This is a genomic window from Mycobacterium sp. (assembly GCF_035603715.1).
Classification (GTDB): domain Bacteria; phylum Actinomycetota; class Actinomycetes; order Mycobacteriales; family Mycobacteriaceae; genus Mycobacterium.
On the sequence record NZ_DATNJW010000330.1, the window covers coordinates 1 to 15,888 of the forward strand.

General features: G+C 66.5%; 20 protein-coding genes and 1 tRNA gene. 12 read left to right on the forward strand and 9 right to left on the reverse strand.

Going from position 1 to position 15,888, the window contains the following annotated elements:
- Window positions 1-1,672 (forward strand): alpha-glucan family phosphorylase (gene glgP / locus VN856_RS13655; protein WP_325689852.1); only part of this gene is annotated, 1,672 nt, incomplete at its 5' end.
- A 1-nt stretch (window position 1,673) separates the two neighbouring features.
- Here the strand turns inward: glgP and VN856_RS13660 are convergent.
- On the reverse strand, window positions 1,674-3,623 hold the full coding sequence (locus VN856_RS13660; RefSeq protein ID WP_325689884.1) for an ATP-dependent DNA helicase: 1,950 nt from the start codon (window positions 3,621-3,623) through the stop codon (window positions 1,674-1,676).
- A gap of 38 nt (window positions 3,624-3,661) precedes the next feature.
- Complete coding sequence (locus VN856_RS13665) at window positions 3,662-5,005, reverse strand: nicotinate phosphoribosyltransferase (protein WP_325689854.1); 1,344 nt, start codon at window positions 5,003-5,005, stop codon at window positions 3,662-3,664.
- A gap of 48 nt (window positions 5,006-5,053) precedes the next feature.
- Between VN856_RS13665 and clpS the strand changes: the two genes are divergently transcribed.
- The 7 genes from clpS to rph all read left to right on the forward strand — a co-directional run bounded on the left by clpS (window position 5,054) and on the right by rph (window position 10,144).
- Window positions 5,054-5,356 carry an ATP-dependent Clp protease adapter ClpS gene (clpS, locus tag VN856_RS13670; RefSeq protein ID WP_325689856.1) on the forward strand — a complete coding sequence of 101 codons (303 nt, stop codon included), beginning with the start codon at window positions 5,054-5,056 and terminating at the stop codon, window positions 5,354-5,356.
- A 6-nt stretch (window positions 5,357-5,362) separates the two neighbouring features.
- Window positions 5,363-5,932: a DUF2017 domain-containing protein gene (locus VN856_RS13675; protein WP_325689858.1), complete on the forward strand. Its 570-nt coding sequence runs from the start codon at window positions 5,363-5,365 to the stop codon at window positions 5,930-5,932.
- Window positions 5,932-6,960, forward strand: coding sequence for a P1 family peptidase (locus VN856_RS13680; protein WP_325689860.1), 1,029 nt, complete (start codon window positions 5,932-5,934; stop codon window positions 6,958-6,960). Before VN856_RS13675 ends, VN856_RS13680 begins: the two co-directional genes overlap by 1 nt.
- Window positions 6,961-7,002: 42 nt before the next feature.
- Window positions 7,003-7,665 carry a rhomboid family intramembrane serine protease gene (locus VN856_RS13685; protein WP_325689862.1) on the forward strand — a complete coding sequence of 221 codons (663 nt, stop codon included), beginning with the start codon at window positions 7,003-7,005 and terminating at the stop codon, window positions 7,663-7,665.
- Between the two features lie 10 nt (window positions 7,666-7,675).
- On the forward strand, window positions 7,676-8,491 hold the full coding sequence (gene murI, locus VN856_RS13690; RefSeq protein ID WP_325689864.1) for a glutamate racemase: 816 nt from the start codon (window positions 7,676-7,678) through the stop codon (window positions 8,489-8,491).
- Between the two features lie 70 nt (window positions 8,492-8,561).
- Window positions 8,562-9,335 carry a cyclic nucleotide-degrading phosphodiesterase gene (locus VN856_RS13695; protein WP_325689866.1) on the forward strand — a complete coding sequence of 258 codons (774 nt, stop codon included), beginning with the start codon at window positions 8,562-8,564 and terminating at the stop codon, window positions 9,333-9,335.
- Between the two features lie 29 nt (window positions 9,336-9,364).
- A complete protein-coding gene (rph, locus tag VN856_RS13700) occupies window positions 9,365-10,144 on the forward strand; it encodes a ribonuclease PH (RefSeq protein WP_325689868.1) in 780 nt (259 codons plus the stop codon).
- A 1-nt stretch (window position 10,145) separates the two neighbouring features.
- Here the strand turns inward: rph and VN856_RS13705 are convergent, their stop codons facing one another.
- Window positions 10,146-10,502: a hypothetical protein gene (locus VN856_RS13705; protein WP_325689870.1), complete on the reverse strand. Its 357-nt coding sequence runs from the start codon at window positions 10,500-10,502 to the stop codon at window positions 10,146-10,148.
- Window positions 10,503-10,629: 127 nt separating this feature from the next.
- Here VN856_RS13705 and rdgB point away from each other — a divergent pair, with 127 nt between their 5' ends.
- Complete coding sequence (rdgB, locus tag VN856_RS13710) at window positions 10,630-11,235, forward strand: RdgB/HAM1 family non-canonical purine NTP pyrophosphatase (protein ID WP_325689886.1); 606 nt, start codon at window positions 10,630-10,632, stop codon at window positions 11,233-11,235.
- Here rdgB and VN856_RS13715 read toward each other — a convergent pair.
- Window positions 11,229-11,555 (reverse strand): DUF3817 domain-containing protein, encoded by a 327-nt coding sequence (locus VN856_RS13715; RefSeq protein WP_325689872.1) that lies wholly within the window; start codon window positions 11,553-11,555, stop codon window positions 11,229-11,231. The genes rdgB and VN856_RS13715 overlap by 7 nt on opposite strands.
- The gene (locus VN856_RS13720) at window positions 11,552-11,941 is read right to left on the reverse strand and encodes a hypothetical protein (RefSeq protein ID WP_325689874.1); all 390 of its coding nucleotides are present in this window, start codon (window positions 11,939-11,941) and stop codon (window positions 11,552-11,554) included. Before VN856_RS13720 ends, VN856_RS13715 begins: the two co-directional genes overlap by 4 nt.
- Window positions 11,942-12,023: 82 nt before the next feature.
- Between VN856_RS13720 and VN856_RS13725 the strand changes: the two genes are divergently transcribed.
- A tRNA-Leu gene (locus VN856_RS13725) sits at window positions 12,024-12,109 on the forward strand.
- Window positions 12,110-12,132: 23 nt separating this feature from the next.
- Here VN856_RS13725 and VN856_RS13730 read toward each other — a convergent pair.
- On the reverse strand, window positions 12,133-12,393 hold the full coding sequence (locus VN856_RS13730; protein WP_325689876.1) for a hypothetical protein: 261 nt from the start codon (window positions 12,391-12,393) through the stop codon (window positions 12,133-12,135).
- On the reverse strand, window positions 12,393-13,346 hold the full coding sequence (locus VN856_RS13735; protein ID WP_325689878.1) for a hypothetical protein: 954 nt from the start codon (window positions 13,344-13,346) through the stop codon (window positions 12,393-12,395). Before VN856_RS13735 ends, VN856_RS13730 begins: the two co-directional genes overlap by 1 nt.
- Before the next feature lie 350 nt (window positions 13,347-13,696).
- On the opposite strand from VN856_RS13735, the gene VN856_RS13740 reads away from it, so the two are divergent.
- On the forward strand, window positions 13,697-14,455 hold the full coding sequence (locus tag VN856_RS13740) for a thioesterase family protein (protein WP_325689888.1): 759 nt from the start codon (window positions 13,697-13,699) through the stop codon (window positions 14,453-14,455).
- A gap of 80 nt (window positions 14,456-14,535) precedes the next feature.
- Here the strand turns inward: VN856_RS13740 and VN856_RS13745 are convergent, their stop codons facing one another.
- Entirely contained in the window at window positions 14,536-15,153 is a 618-nt protein-coding gene (locus tag VN856_RS13745) for an MPT63 family protein (protein WP_414686953.1), read from the reverse strand.
- Between the two features lie 281 nt (window positions 15,154-15,434).
- Here VN856_RS13745 and VN856_RS13750 point away from each other — a divergent pair, with 281 nt between their 5' ends.
- Window positions 15,435-15,575, forward strand: coding sequence for a hypothetical protein (locus tag VN856_RS13750; protein WP_325689880.1), 141 nt, complete (start codon window positions 15,435-15,437; stop codon window positions 15,573-15,575).
- A 21-nt stretch (window positions 15,576-15,596) separates the two neighbouring features.
- On the opposite strand, the gene VN856_RS13755 is transcribed toward VN856_RS13750, so the two are convergent.
- Window positions 15,597-15,888: lipoprotein LpqH (locus VN856_RS13755; protein WP_325689882.1), on the reverse strand; the 292-nt coding region annotated here is incomplete at its 5' end.

A 15,888-nucleotide genomic window follows, 5' to 3' on the forward strand; every position in this document is an offset into this window, starting at 1 on the left:
CAGCACGGTGTTCACCACCCACACCCCGGTGCCCGCCGGGATCGACCGGTTCCCGCTGGAGATGGTGCAGCGGTATTTCGCCGGCCACTCCGCAGACGCCGCCGGCATCGCCGCCGGTTCGGTGTTGCTGCCCGGTGTGCCGGTCGCCAGGATCCTGGCGCTGGGCGCCGAGGACGATCCGGAGAAATTCAACATGGCCCACATGGGCCTGCGACTTGCCCAGCGCGCCAACGGTGTTTCGCTGTTGCACGGCGAGGTGAGCCGGGCCATGTTCAACGAACTGTGGCCGGGTTTCGACGCGGACGAGGTGCCGATCGGATCGATCACCAACGGCGTTCATGCCCGCACCTGGGCGGCGCCGCAATGGCTGCAGCTGGGCCAGGAACTGCTCGGGTCCGACTCGTTCGGCGACCCCGGCGTCTGGCTGCGGGTCAACGAGGTCGACGCGGGTCATCTGTGGTGGATCCGATCGCAACTACGGGCACTGCTGGTCGACGATGTCCGGGCGCGGCTGCACCGTTCTTGGCTGGAACGTGGTGCACCCGAGGGCGAATTGGGTTGGATTTCAACGGCGTTCGACCCGAACGTGCTGACCATCGGGTTCGCCCGCCGCGTACCGACGTACAAGCGTCTGACGCTGATGCTGCGCGACCCGCACCGGCTGGAACAGCTGCTACTCAACGAGGAAAAGCCGATCCAGCTGATCGTCGCCGGCAAGTCCCACCCCGCCGACGACGGCGGCAAGGCGCTGATCCAGCAGGTGGTGCAGTTCGCCGACCGCCCGGAAGTGCGCCACCGGATCGCATTCCTGCCCGACTACGACATGTCGATGGCCCGGCTGCTGTATTGGGGCTGCGATGTCTGGCTGAACAACCCGCTGCGGCCGTTAGAGGCTTGCGGCACTTCGGGAATGAAGAGCGCGCTGAACGGCGGGCTGAACCTGTCGATCCTCGACGGGTGGTGGGACGAGTGGTACGACGGCCAGAACGGTTGGGCGATACCGTCGGCCTCCGGTGTCGCCGACGAGGAGCGTCGCGACGACCTGGAGGCGGCCGCGCTCTACGACCTGTTGCAGAAGTCGGTGGCGCCGAGGTTCTACGAGCGCGACGAGCACGGAACTCCGCGTCGGTGGATCGAGATGGTGCGCCACACGTTGCAGACGCTCGGCCCGAAAGTGTTGGCCTCCAGGATGGTTCGCGATTACACCGAGGGCTACTATCTGCCGGCTGCGGAGTCATTGCGCAGGACGGTGACCTTTGACGACGACGGGCAGGCGGCGTTCGACCCGGCCCGCGAACTGGCCGACTATCGCCGACGGGCATTCAAGGAATGGCCGCACATTCGCGTCACCGACGTCGACAGCACCGGGCTGCCGGACTCTCCGGTGCTTGGATCGAAGCTCACCCTGACCGCGACCGTGCAGTTGGCCGGGCTGCGGCCCGACGAGGTCACGGTCCAGGCAGTGGTCGGCAGGGTGGACACCGGCGACGCGCTGGTGGATCCGGTCACCGTCGACATGCCCTACACCGGCACCGCGGCCGGCGGCGACCACATCTTCTCGACGACGACGCCATTGCCGGTCGCCGGCTCGGTCGGCTACACCGTGCGGGTGCTGCCGAATAACCCGATGCTGGCCTCGGCGGCCGAGTTGGGTTTGGTCACGCTCGCCTGATCTAGGCGTCGCCTGCGCTCCGCAACCGGGTCAGCGCGGCGCGCACGGCCGCGGCATCGGTGGTCGCCCAGAACGGCGGCAGCGAGGCGCGCAGATAGCCGCCGTAGCGGGCGGTGGCCATCCTCGAGTCCAGCACTGCGACGACCCCTCGGTCGTCGATGCCGCGCAGTAGCCGTCCGGCGCCCTGGGCCAGCAGCAGCGCGGCGTGACTGGCCGCAACGGCCATGAAACCGTTGCCCCCGGCGGCGGCGACCGCCCGCTGCCGGGCGGACAGCAGCGGATCGTCGGGCCGCGGGAACGGGATGCGGTCGATGATGACCAACGACAACGAGGGGCCGGGGACATCGACGCCCTGCCACAGCGACAACGTGCCGAACAGCGACGTCGCCGGGTCGGCGGCGAACTGCTCGACGAGCGTCGGGGTGCTGTCGTCGCCTTGGCACAGCACCGGCGTCGACAGCCGTTCGGACATCGCCTCAGCGGCCGCGCGTGCGGCCCGCATCGACGAGAACAGCCCGAGCGTGCGTCCGCCCGCCGCGGTGACGAGTTCGGCGATCTCGGTCAACTGCTCGGCCGAGCCGGTGCCCTCGCGGCCCGGCGGCGGCAGATGGGCTGCGACGTAGAGGATTCCGGCTTTGCCGTGCTGGAACGGCGACCCGACGTCGATTCCGCGCCAAGGCATTTCGGTATCAGCGAGCCCCCAGGATTTGGCCATCGCGTCGAACGAGCCGCCGACGGTCAGCGTCGCCGAGGTCAACACCGCCGTCGAGTCGGCGAACAACCGGGTACGCAGCAGTCCGGACACCGACAACGGCGCCACCCGCAGCACGGTTCTCTTCGACCCGCGGTTGTCCTCGTGGTCCAGCCAGACCACGTCGGTGCGGTCCGGGATCGCCGGCCCGAAGGACACCAGGATGCGCGTTGCGGTGTCAGCGATCTCGGCGAGGCTGGCGACCGCCTCGGCCCGCGCCGAGGCGGCCTTGGGGTCGGTGGGCGCCGTATCGATGGAGGAGCGCGCGGCGGTGGCCGCGTCCCGCAGCGCCGCGAGGTGGGTGGTGAGTTCGTCGTCCAGGTGGTCGATGCGACCGGCCGACGCGTCCTGGATGGCCGCGGTGAAGTTGGCGGATGCCCGTTCCCAGCGCTGCATGAGCTCCGGTTCGACCAGCCTGGCCGTGCGTCGGGAGGCGACGCCGAGCGCGGTGGCCGACAGTTCGCCGGTGGCCACCGCGGTCACCCGGTCCACCAGGTCGTGCGCCTCGTCGACGATGAGCAGCTGATGTTCGGGTAGCACAGTCGAGTCGGCGACGGCGTCGATGGCCAGCAGCGCGTGGTTGGTGACGACGACGTCGGCCTGACCGGCGAAGGCGCGGGCTTTTTCGGCGAAGCATTCGGTGCCGAACGGGCAGCGGGCCATGCCAAGGCATTCGCGAGCGGACACGCTGACCTGCGTCCACGACCGGTCGGCCACGCCGGGCTTGAGGTCGTCGCGGTCGCCGGACTCCGTCGTCGACGCCCAGGCGGTGAGCCGCTGCACGTCGCGGCCCAACGCGGTGGCTGCCTGCGGCGAGAAGAGTTCCTGAGGTTCGCCATCGGCATCGGCTGCGGCGCCGCTGTGAATCTTGTTGAGGCACAGGTAATTCTGTCGGCCCTTCAGCAAGGCGAAGCGGGGCTCGCGGGGTAACGCATCGCTGAGCGCGTCGACGAGCTGGGGCAGGTCGCGATTGACCAGTTGGCGCTGCAGGGCGATCGTCGCGGTCGACACCACGACCGGGGCGTCGTCGGACACCGCCCGGTTGATCGCCGGAACCAAGTACGCCAACGACTTTCCGGTGCCGGTGCCCGCTTGTACGGCCAGATGCTCGCCGGTTTCGAAGGCGCGGGCGACCGCGTCGGCCATCTCCAGCTGACCGCTGCGTTCGCTGCCGCCCAGTGCCGCCACCGCAGTGGCCAGTAGCTGCGTGGTCGGCGATGGCGCGTCGTCGGTCGTGGCTACTCCTGCGTGTCGGTCGGTGGGCGTCGGGCCGGGATCTGGGTGGTGGGGATGGCCGGGTCGCCGTGCGACAACATCAGACCCTCCCACGGCAAGCTTCGCAAGCCCGATGCCACCAGCTTGCGTGCCACGCCCAGCGCTTCAGGGCCCAGGTCGATCACCGTCGTGCCGCTGCGCACCAACGGAATCGTCAGCACCCGCGATGGCTCGGTGCTCTGCGCCTGCTGCGGCGGTTCGCCGATCGGATGCACAATCTCCTCGGTGATCGTGCCTGTCGCACGGGACAGCCGCAGCGCCTCTTTGCGGCCGCCGTGGGATTCCTTGCGGACGCTGCGTTTCTCAACCGGTACGCCGTCGACTTCGACGAGCTTGTAGACCATGTTCGCGGTGGGCGCGCCGGAACCGGTGACTAGCGAGGTGCCGATCCCGTAGCTGTCCACCGGCTCGGCTCGCAAGCCGGCGACGGCGAATTCGTCGAGATCGCCGGAGACCACGATGCGGGTTCGGGTGGCCCCGAGCCGATCGAGCTGGTCGCGGACCTGGCGGGCCAGCACGCCCAGATCGCCGGAGTCGATGCGTACCGCGCCGAGTTCGGTGCCGGCGGCCGCCACCGCGTTGGCCACGCCGGTCGTCACGTCGTAGGTGTCGACCAGGAGCGTGGTGCCGGTGCCCAGGGCAGCGACCTGTGCCGCGAACGCGCCCGGCTCGTCGGGTCCGTCGCGGCCGTCGTAAAGCAGCATGAAGGCATGCGCGCTAGTGCCCTCGGTAGGTACGCCGTAGCGGCGGTGAGCCTCGAGGTTGGATGTCGCGGCGAATCCCGCGACGTAGGCGGCGCGCGCAGCGGCGACGGCGGCACGCTCGTGGGTGCGGCGCGAGCCCATGTCCATGATCGGCCGACCTTGAGCGGCGCTGACCATGCGCGCAGCCGCTGACGCAACGGCAGTGTCATGGTTGAAAATCGACAGCGCCAGCGTCTCGAGCACTACACATTCAGCGAAGCTGCCGGTTACCGAAAGCACCGGCGAGCCAGGGAAATACAGCTCACCCTCGGCGTACCCGTCGACATCGCCGCTGAACCGAAAATCGCGCAGGTAAGCCACGGTGTCCACATCGAGGAACTCCGCCAACGATTCGCACGCCACGTCGTCGAACCTGAACTCGGGCAACGTCTCCAGGAACCGTCCTGTCCCGGCCACCACGCCGTATCGGCGTCCGTCCGGCAACCGACGAGCGAACAGCTCGAACGTGGCCCGGCGGTGCGCGGTGCCGTCGCGCAGCGCCGCCGACAGCATGGTCAACTCGTACCTGTCGGTCAGCAGCCCGGCGTAAACCGAGTTGTTCACGCCGCAACGGTATCGGTTGCGCGAACGCGGCTCGGTATCCTGGCACCCATGGTTGCGTCAGCCCCGACAAAGCCGGGAACGACTGGGCAGCGGGAAGCCGACTCGGTTGAAGCCACGGCAGCCCCCTGGGTGACCATCGTGTGGGACGATCCGGTCAACTTGATGAACTACGTGACGTACGTCTTCCAGAAGCTGTTCGGCTACAGCGAGCCGCACGCGACGAAGCTGATGCTGCAAGTCCACAACGAAGGTAAGGCCGTGGTGTCGGCGGGCAGCCGGGAAGCCATGGAGGTCGACGTGACGAAGCTGCACGCGGCAGGGCTATGGGCCACCATGCAGCAGGATCACTGAGATCGAGTGCGTAAGTGGAAGCGGGTTGAGACCGCCGACGGCGCCCGATTTCGGTCCGCTTTGGACGCGCACGAGGCGGCGTTACTGAAGAATCTGGTCGCCTCGATGATCGGACTGCTCGAAGAGCGCGAATCGGCTTCTCCGCATGACGAACTCGAACAAATCACCGGCATGAAGACCGGCAACTCCGCGCCGCCGGACAACGTGACTCTGCAGCGGCTGCTGCCCGATTTCTCCAAGCCGGACGATGCCTCGGCTGAGGCCACCGACAGCCTGAACGCCGCCTTGCGCAGCCTGCATGAGCCCTCGATCATTGACGCTAAACGCATTGCGGCACAACAACTACTGGACACACTTCCCAATGACGGTGGCAAGCTCGAGCTGACCGAGGACGTGGCAAACGCGTGGATCGCGGCCGTCAACGATCTGCGCCTGGCCCTGGGCACCATGCTCGACATCCGCCCCAACGGCCCGGATCGCCTGCCCGACGACCACCCAATGGCCCCGCACCTCGACGTCTACCAGTGGCTGACCGTGCTGCAGGAGTATCTGGTGCTGGCGCTGATGGGGTCGTGATGAACGCGATCACCGACGTCGCCGGAATCCTGGTCGGCGACTATCACCGGCTGGACCCGGACGCGACGATGGGTGCGGGCTGGGCGACTGGGGTCACCGTCGTCCTGACGCCGCCCGGCACCGTCGGCGCCGTCGACGTTCGGGGCGGGGCGCCCGGCACTCGGGAAACCGATCTGCTGGACCCGGCCAACAGCGTGCGCTACGTCGACGCGGTGCTGATCGCCGGTGGCAGTGCCTACGGGTTGGCCGCCGCCGACGGGGTGATGCGCTGGCTGGAAGAGCACGAGCGCGGCGTGGCGATGACCGGTGGAGTCGTGCCGATCGTGCCGGCAGCGGTGATCTTCGATCTCGAGGTGGGCGCCTGGGCCAATCGGCCCACCGCCGACTTCGGCTACGGCGCCTGCCAGACGGCTGGAACCGATGTGGCCGTCGGCACGGTCGGCGCTGGGGTGGGGGCGTGCGCGGGTGTGCTCAAAGGCGGCGTCGGGACTGCGTCGACCACACTGCCGTCCGGGGTGACCGTCGGGGCGCTGGTCGTGGTGAACTCCGCCGGCAACGTCGTCGACCACAGCACCGGCTTGCCGTGGCTGAGCTACCTGGTCGCAGAGCTCGGTCTGACGGCGCCCCCCGACGCGCAAGTCGCCGCCCTCGCCGAGCTCGAATCACCGCTGCGCTCGCTGAACACAACCATCGCGGTGGTCGCGACCGATGCCGCGCTGAGCCCAGCGGCCTGCCGGCACGTCGCGAGCACTGCTCACGACGGGCTTGCCCGCAGCATCCGGCCAGCGCACACCCCGGTTGACGGCGATACGGTGTTCGCGCTGGCCACCGGCGCCATCGAGGTGGCGTCACCGGCCGACGTGCCGGCCGCATTCTCGCCGGAAACCGCCCTGGCCAGCGCCGTGGGTGTGGCAGCAGCCGACTGCCTGGCGCGCGCGGTGATCGAAGCGGTGATCGCCGCCGACGCCGTGGCCGACATACCGACCTACCGGGGCCTGTTGCCTGGCGCATTCGAGCAACGCCGGTAGCTTGGACGAAGCGGGGGTTGCTGTGGAAAGGCAGCTACAGCGATGACAAGCCAGACTCACACATCGGCGCGGCAGCCGAAGAAGCGTTCGCCGATGCTGGTCGGCGGGGCCACCATCATCAGCTTCGTGGCGCTGCTGTACATCGTCGAGGCGTTCGATCAGCTCAACGGGCACCGGTTCGACGACAACGGCATCCGCCCACTGGAAACCGACGGGCTGTGGGGGATTCTGTTCGCCCCGCTGCTGCACGCGAACTGGGCGCACCTGGCCGCGAACACCGGGCCGGCGCTGGTGCTGGGTTTTCTGGTGACATTGGCCGGTCTGTCGAGATTCCTCTGGGCGACGGCGATCGTGTGGATCGTTGGTGGGCTCGGCACCTGGCTGATCGGCAACTTGGGATCGCCCTGCGGCGAGACTGACCACATCGGCGCCTCCGGGCTGATCTTCGGCTGGCTGACCTTCCTGCTGGTGTTCGGGTTCTTCACCCGTTCGGCCTGGCAGATCGTCATCGGGCTGGTGGTGCTTGTTGTGTACGGCGGAGTTCTGTGGGGCGCCGTGCCAGTGCTCAACGTCTGCGGTGGAGTGTCCTGGCAGGGCCACCTCTGCGGCGGCATCGCCGGCGTGCTGGCGGCGTACTTGTTATCCAGCCCCGAACGCCATGCTCGCGAGCGTCGCCGCAAAGGGCCGCAGCGGTCCGGTCAATAATTGAGCTGACATGAGTAACGCACTGGCGCCCATTGGGGTGTTCGACTCCGGCGTGGGCGGGTTGACGGTCGCGCGGGCGATCATCGACCAGTTGCCCGACGAGGACATCACCTATGTCGGCGACACCGGCAACGGCCCCTACGGTCCGCTGACAATTCCCGAGATCCGCGCGCACGCCCTGGCTATCGGTGACGACCTCGTCGACCGCGGCGTGAAGGCATTGGTGATCGCCTGCAACTCGGCGTCGTCGGCCTGCCTGCACGATGCCCGCGAACGCTATGACGTGCCGGTGGTCGAGGTGATCCTGCCCGCGGTCCGCCGCGCCGTTGCCACCACTCGCAACGGTCGCATCGGCGTGATCGGTACCCAGGCCACGGTCGCCTCCGGCGCCTACCAGGACGCCTTTGCCGCCGCCCGTGACACCGAGATCACCGCCGTGGCCTGCCCGCGGTTCGTCGACTTCGTCGAGCGCGGCATCACCAGCGGCCGTCAGGTGCTCGGCTTGGCCGAGGGGTATCTCGAGCCGCTTCAGCGCGCTGACGTGGACACGCTGGTGCTCGGCTGTACTCACTACCCGTTGCTGTCCGGGCTGATCCAGCTGGCGATGGGCGACGCGGTCACGCTGGTATCCAGCGCGGAGGAGACGGCGAAAGAGCTGCTTCGTGTGCTGACGGAGCGGGATCTGTTGCGACCGCACGACGCTCCGCCCTCCACCCGAGTGTTCGAAGCCACGGGCGATCCCGAGGCATTCACCAAACTTGCGGCCCGATTCTTAGGCCCAGCGGTCACCGGCGTTGAACCCGTCCGGCACACACACGTTTCCTAGGTATGGGGATGATTCTGATCACCCAATGCAGCGATGTTTTCTCCATCGTGCGACCGGGCATGGCACAGTAGTGACCGTGCGAATTACCGTGCTGGGCTGCTCCGGGAGCGTCGTTGGCCCGGATTCGCCGGCATCCGGTTATCTGCTCAGGGCTCCGGACACGCCGCCCTTGGTGATCGACTTTGGTGGAGGCGTGCTCGGCGCGCTGCAGCGGCACGCCGATCCGGGCTCGGTGCACGTTTTGCTCTCGCACCTGCACGCCGATCATTGCCTTGACATGCCGGGGCTGTTCGTCTGGCGCCGCTACCATCCGTCGCCGCCCAAAGGGAAGGCGTTGTTGTACGGCCCGAGCGACACCTGGTCGCGCCTCGGCGCAGCGTCGTCGCCATTCGGGGGCGAGATCGACGACTGCTCGGATATTTTCGACGTGCATCACTGGGTCGACAGCGAGGCAGTGACAATTGGCGCGCTCAACGTCTTGCCCCGGCTGGTGTGCCACCCGACCGAGTCCTACGGCATGCGGATCACCAATCCGGCCGGCGCGTCGTTCGTCTACAGCGGCGACACCGGCTACTGCGACGCCGTGGTCGACCTGGCCCGCGGTGCCGACGTCTTCCTCTGTGAAGCGTCGTGGACGCATGCGCCTGACCGCCCGCCCAGCCTGCACCTGTCCGGAACCGAGGCCGGGCGCATCGCGACCGCCGCCGGGGTGGGCGAGTTGTTGTTGACCCACATCCCGCCGTGGACCTCGCGGGAGGACGTGATCAGCGAGGCCAAAGCCGAATTCGGCGGCCCGGTGCACGCGGTGGTGTGCGGCGAGACATTCAACGTTGGGCGCTCCTGAGCGGCTGACCGCACGCTAGGGTTGGCGGCGTGTCAAAACGAGAAGACGGCCGCCTCGACGACGAACTTCGACCGGTTGTCATCACCCGCGGGTTCACCTCCCACCCGGCAGGTTCGGTAGTGATCGAATTCGGCCAGACCAAGGTGCTGTGCACGGCAAGCGTTACCGAGGGCGTGCCCCGCTGGCGTAAGGGATCAGGCTTGGGTTGGCTTACCGCCGAATACGCGATGCTGCCGTCGGCCACCCACACTCGCAGCGACCGCGAATCCGTGAAGGGTCGGCCGTCCGGGCGCACGCAAGAAATCAGCCGGCTGGTCGGCAGGTCACTGCGCGCCTGCATCGACCTGGCGGCGTTGGGGGAGAACACCATTGCAATCGATTGCGACGTGTTGCAAGCCGATGGCGGTACCCGGACCGCGGCGGTCACCGGCGCGTACGTCGCGTTGGCTGATGCGGTGACTTACCTCTCGGCGGCCGGCAAGCTGTCGGATCCGCGGCCGCTGTCCTGTGCGATCGCCGCGATCAGCGTGGGCGTCGTCGACGGTCGGGTCCGCGTCGACCTGCCGTACGAGGAAGACTCCCGCGCCGAGGTGGACATGAACGTCGTAGCCACTGACACCGGGACGCTCGTCGAGGTGCAGGGCACCGGCGAGGGCGCCACCTTCCCGCGATCGACATTGGACAAGTTGCTCGATGCCGCACAGGGTGCTTGCGAGAAGCTGTTCGTTGCGCAGAACGAGGCGTTGGCGTTGCCGTACCCGGGCGTGCTGCCCGAGGGTGGCACACCACAGAAGGCGTTCGGAAGCTGACCTAGCAGTTACCGGGGATGCCGGTAAACATGTCTGTGCCGCACGGCGGTTCGGAGTCGGGCGGTGGAACTTCGCCATCCCAGACGTCGCTGGGAAGCTTGCCGTTGTATGGCACATTGCCTTTCCCATTGCGCACCCGGAACCAGGTGTGGCAGATGTTCATGTCCCAGTCGTAGCCAACGTTGGGCCCCGTCGGGTAATTCATCGGTTGCCCTGGGCACCAGTTGTGGGGCTTGTGGGCCTGAGCGATACCTGCGTGCTGAATCCCACCTACCGCGATGCCACTGGTCAGCAGCATGCCGATGATGGCCCGTTCGAGGGTGCGATTGGTCTTCATGTTGCGATGCCCCTTGCTCATGGCGGCCTCGCACGGCCACCTTTCACGGATTGTGCGCCGGGCGAGAGCGGAAAGCATGGGGCATTTGACCCATTTTGGGCATCTGCCGGCGCGTGGCTTGCGGTGTGCAGCGCTGAATTACGATGACCTGGTGACCCGTCTGCTCGTCGCCAGCCGAAACCCCAAGAAGCTGGCCGAGTTGCGGCGGGTGTTGGACGCAGCCTCGCTGTCAGGATTGACGCTGGTGTCACTCGACGATGTGCCTGCGTTCGACGAAGCGCCGGAAACCGGTGCAACGTTTGAGGATAACGCTCTGGCCAAGGCTCGCGACGGGTTCGCGGCGACGGGATTGCCGACCGTCGCCGACGACTCGGGGCTGGAAGTGGCTGCGCTCAACGGCATGCCCGGCGTGCTGTCGGCGCGGTGGTCGGGCACGCACGGCGACGACTCCGGCAACACAGCGTTGTTGTTGGCGCAGCTGCGCGACGTGCCCGACGAGCGTCGTAGCGCGGCCTTCGTCTCGGCCTGCGCTCTGGTCTCCGGTTCGGATGAGGTCGTCGTCCGCGGCGAGTGGCCCGGCTCGATCGCTCGCGAGCCGCGTGGCGATGCGGGCTTCGGCTACGACCCGGTGTTCATCGCGGACGGCGGGGATCGCACTGCGGCACAGCTGACTTCGGCGGAAAAGGACGCGGCATCGCATCGGGGTCGCGCGCTCGCGCTGTTACTGCCGGCTTTACGCGCGCTGGATCACTGAAGGTTGAACTGCGCCTTCACGTTTCGGGTCTGGAAATGCTCAACGATGATCCCGAGAAGTGGGATCGTTCCGGCCAACAGCACACCGATCGTCTTCACGATCGGCCACCGAACCTTGACGGCAAGGTTGAAAGCCGCCAGTACGTAAGCGAAATAGACCCAGCCGTGCACGATACCGATCCAGGTCGGCGGATTCGACACCTTGACGATGTAGTGCACCACAAGCTCGTAGCACAGGGCGATAAGCCACAGACCCGTCGTCCACGCCATCACGCGGTAGGCGAGCAGGGGGGTGCGGATGTTCTCGCCGGCTGTGGTCATGCGGTTGTCCTGTTCTGCTTTGGCTGGTTGTCGTTGTCCGCCTTGGCAAGTTCGGCTAGATAGGCGTTGTACTCGCGCAGCGCTGGGTCGTCGGAGCTCTGTTGAGCGGCCTTGGGACGTTCAGGCAACAGTCCGTCCGGTATCTCGTTGACGGTCTGGGTGTTCCGGTGCTCCGGCCGCGCTTCCTCGTAGCGGAAAAATCCGCGATAGGCGTAGACGCAGAATCCGGCGAACGCCGGCCACTGCAAGGCGTAACCGAGATTCTGGAAAGTGCCCGACGTCGACTGAAACCTCGTCCACTGCCACCAGCCCAGAGCCAGACAGCCGCCCGCCGCGAAGGCGACCAGCACGATCAGTGCAAGTCTCCGACGACGTGTAGTGGACACCCCTAGAAAGTACCCCGCAGCGTTCAGCAGGCTGCCGTGGACGGCTTCACGCGAAAACGAAGGCGGTACGCTCGTGGGGTTTGCGGGCGTGATGGAACGGCAGACATGCCGGCTTTAGGTGCCGGTGCTCGAGAGAGCGTGAGGGTTCGAATCCCTCCGCCCGCACCAATTACCTTTGTACCAACGACGAGTTAGGCAACCGGAGGATCCCCATCGGGTGGCTGCGGTGACTCGAACCGGCGCTCGAGCTCGGCCGCCGCGGCCTCCCGCTCGGCCGGCGACCGGCGAGGATCGGTCCGCGCGATCTCCAGCTTCGACCGGGTGAACGCCTCGCGCTCGGCTTCCAAGGCCGGTTCGTCCGGCGGCGCGAACCCGTTGCGGGCGTCGCCTATCGGCGCCGGAGCCGCGTCCGATCCGGGACGTGCAGGCGGGGGAGGCGGTTCGGTTGGCATCAGCTGTGCACCACCAGGGCGTAGTTGGGGTCGAGGAACAGGGTGTTGAAGCCAACGTTATCGGTCCGCACCCAGCTGTCGGTTGCGCTCAGAAGTTGCCACGTGCCCCAGGCTCCGGACTCCGATCGCGTGATCAGCATCGTCGAGAGCCCGCCGAGGAGCTGGGTGCAGTAGTAGTTCGGCTGGAAGGTCTCGACGATCGGTCCCCAGGACCCCGTGTAGCCGGCCGTTTGGCCGGCCTGTGTCGCCGCGTAGTCGTAGCGGTAGAACAGGTCCCAGCGGTTCGCCGAGCGGTTCCATAGGAGCGCTTCGTTGCGCCATTGGGTGGCCGAGATCTGGTACGTGCTGTTCCACACCCCCAGCGTCTGGTAGCTCCTTCCGTGGGTGGTCGTGGAATCGAGGTAGTCGGTCAGCGTCCCGAAGGGGCGATCCGTTTGCCAGTGGTCGCTCCGAGCCCAGTCGAACACGCGGAAGTGCGGCTCGTTCTGGCCGTTGTAGCTGACGAACGCCTCGACGCCCTCAGCCGCCCGGTTCATCGCGGTCAGGTACAGGTAGGTGTTGACGTTGCCACCCGGCGGGTTCGGGCAGACGATCTCCCAGTACAGCGACGTACCCTGCGCGAAGCCCTGCTTGAACGGATCGTCGTAGAAGAAGCCGTATCCGACACCGCCGGGGACCGGGCCGCCCTTCACCTCGGCGTCATGGAGCCGCTGATGGCCGACTCGTTCGACCAGCTCCGCGTAGGCGCTCGCGCGCTGGTGGCGGTCGAGGCGCGGGTGGGTCCGCACGACGTGGATCTTGGCCGCGAGAAAGGCGCGCTCGGCCTCATCATCTCGAGGAGTGTCGGACGTGATCTTGGCGAACGCGCGGCGGGCGTCGTGAAGCTTGGTCGGCATGCCTGGGCGCGCTGCGGGAACGGGCACCGAGCTGATCGGAACGGCTTTCGACGGCATAACGACCCCTCAGACGGTTGATTGTCAGCACGGCCGGTGGGTTTACCGGCGCGAACTAGCGAGATCCATTGGGCATCGATCGCAGTGACTAGAGCAAGAGCGCGGTCCGCTGAGCGGGCCGCATGCGCCGCATTAGATACAGTCGTACTCGAACAACTGTCGAGCGAGAGTTCCCATCGGACAAGGTCTATCGCCGCGATGACTGCGGGATCGTCGGGGGCGTATCGCTCCGCCCGCACCAAAGCGAATCGCCGCGGAGCCGGGTAGTCCGTGGAGATCCACCCGCTCCCTAACATGAGCGGGTGGATGCATTCTTCACCGCCGACGGCGACTCTTATGTGCCGGGAGCCATGACCGGTGGGCCGTGGGGCCAGACGATGGGCGGTCAGATCGTCGGCGGGCTACTGGGCTGGGCATTAGATCGTCACAGCGACGGCGACCTTCAACCGGCGCGACTGACGGTTGATCTGCTGCGCCCAGTGCCCATCGCACCCGTGTCGATCGAGACGTCGATTCAACGCGAGGGCCGTCGTATCAAACTCGTCGACGCCGCGCTGCTGCAGAACGGTCAAGTCGTCGCACGAGCCAGCGCGCTCTTCTTGCGACGCGGTGCCGAACCCGAGGGCCAGGTGTGGTCGGCGCCCGTGGCTATGCCTCCGATGCCGGCTGACTCTGAGATCCTCGAAGCCGAGGTCCCATTCGGCATCTGGACTGCCAGTGCTACCTCCGAGCCCGGCACTGCAGGAATGCCTCCGCTCGAGTGGGAACAACCTGGTGTGCAGAAGTTCGCGTGGACGCGCATGTTTCGCCCGATGGTGGCAGGGCACCCGCTCACGCCGTTCACCCGTGCGGCCGTTGCCGGCGACATCATCAGTTCGTTGACGCACTGGGGCACGGCGGGCTTGCAGCACATCAATGCCGATTACACCGTGGCGATGAGCCGATTGCCCGAAGGCGAGTACATCGGACTGGCTGCGCAGAGTTACTACGGGAACGACGGTGTCGGGGCCGGGACGGCGACACTGTTCGACAGCGCGGGCCCTATCGGAACGGGGACGGTGTTAGCTCTGGCCCAACCTCCCGGGGCATTCAAGCCAAGTCAATGGTAAGGCGTTGCCGCACTGCGGGTTTAGCGCATCAATGAAAATGTCTCCCCTCGCCACGGCGAGGGGAGACATTTCACAGCTGGCTAGGTCGTCGCGGGCGCGGGAAGCGCACCCGGCGCGGGGCCGGTGTTGCCCGGCTCGCTAGGCGCGGAAGTTCCCGGCATGGTCGGCGATGTTCCCGACATGTTCGGGGAGGTTCCCGACATACTCGGCGACGTCCCCGGCATGTTCGACGTCCACATCAGGATGTCCTGCAGTCCGTCGTTGTAGGCGACGCCGTTCGGCGGTGCGCCAGTCGCATCGAAGTACAGCGTGCCCTTCGACTCGCTGCCCTGGGCGATGGGCGCCGGGTTGAGGCCGTTTGGCACCTCGACGCTGTCGATCAATTTGTAGGTCTGACCGTTGGGCCCGCGAGCAGTGAAGTCTCGCACCTGCGGTGTGACGGTCCCGCCGTCCGACCGGACGACGACGTCAGCTTGGTACAGAGTTCCCTTCGGAGTGAAGCCGGGAATCACGATGTTGCTTGGCTGCAGGTTGCTTACCGTGTAGTTGGTCACCATCGGCCCGTCGATCAGAGGCTCGCTGGCGCCGAATCCCTGAATGTTGGGCGCGGCCGAAGCGGTTCCTGCGGCGGCGAGGCTCACCGCGGCAATACCCGCGGCACCAATCGCCGTCCTCATTGTCGTCGTTGTGAACTTCACGATGGCTCCTTCTTGGTTTCTTTGTTTTCCGAGCGCGAACTCGTAATCAGAAGAGCACGCTGGGTTGAAATAGCCGACCAACAGCCATTTCAAACCCAACCCGATTGGGTTCTTGCCTAATTCAGCCTTACTAGCTGGGCAAACAGAAAATTATCAATTTATCGCCATACGCAATTCAAGCAACTCCTGCAACAGCGGTATCAGTGGTATTGGTATCGACTGCGTCAAATTCAGAACAGCGATCTCGCAGTAATTCGCCCCGACCTGTCACCATTGAGAGTGTGAACGCCGTAGTTATCGCCCTACTGATCTTGCTGGCCACCGGCGTCGTTGTCAGCCCACTTCTCCGGTTGCGAGCATGGCTGAAACGCACGCCTCCCGCGCAAGAGTTTCAGCCGCCGCCCGACGAAGATGCCGACTAGCCGCTGCTCAACGCTCGTCGCTCAGCAACCCACTTCGATGCTGAACGGGACCGTCACCGAGACGCGTGGATCGTTGAGCTGAGATCCTTCGGCCGTACCCGTGATGGTGTACGTGTCCTTGGCAAAACGGATCTTCGCCTCACCGAGTCCGGAGTCGGAGACGCCGGAGAAGCCGGCGAAGTTGTCGAAGTGGACCGACTCAACCTTGGGCGTTTCCGGGTCCAGCTTGAGCAGCACGCGAACATTGGCAGGCGCGGCGCTGATGTTCGCCGTCAACAACCAGTCGACCTGGCTGCACGTGACGGCATGCGAG

Bases quoted from the DNA above. Each gene is read 5' to 3' on its own strand.
- VN856_RS13705 (WP_325689870.1), bottom strand. From the start codon at position 10,502: ATGAGCAAGGGGCATCGCAACATGAAGACCAATCGCACCCTCGAACGG.
- VN856_RS13740 (WP_325689888.1), top strand. From the start codon at position 13,697: ATGACCGGTGGGCCGTGGGGCCAGACGATGGGCGGTCAGATCGTCGGC.
- murI (WP_325689864.1), top strand. From the start codon at position 7,676: ATGAGTAACGCACTGGCGCCCATTGGGGTGTTCGACTCCGGCGTGGGC.
- VN856_RS13735 (WP_325689878.1), bottom strand. From the start codon at position 13,346: ATGCCGTCGAAAGCCGTTCCGATCAGCTCGGTGCCCGTTCCCGCAGCG.
- clpS (WP_325689856.1), top strand. From the start codon at position 5,054: ATGGTTGCGTCAGCCCCGACAAAGCCGGGAACGACTGGGCAGCGGGAA.
- VN856_RS13685 (WP_325689862.1), top strand. From the start codon at position 7,003: ATGACAAGCCAGACTCACACATCGGCGCGGCAGCCGAAGAAGCGTTCG.
- VN856_RS13730 (WP_325689876.1), bottom strand. From the start codon at position 12,393: ATGCCAACCGAACCGCCTCCCCCGCCTGCACGTCCCGGATCGGACGCG.
- VN856_RS13715 (WP_325689872.1), bottom strand. From the start codon at position 11,555: ATGACCACAGCCGGCGAGAACATCCGCACCCCCCTGCTCGCCTACCGC.
- VN856_RS13680 (WP_325689860.1), top strand. From the start codon at position 5,932: ATGAACGCGATCACCGACGTCGCCGGAATCCTGGTCGGCGACTATCAC.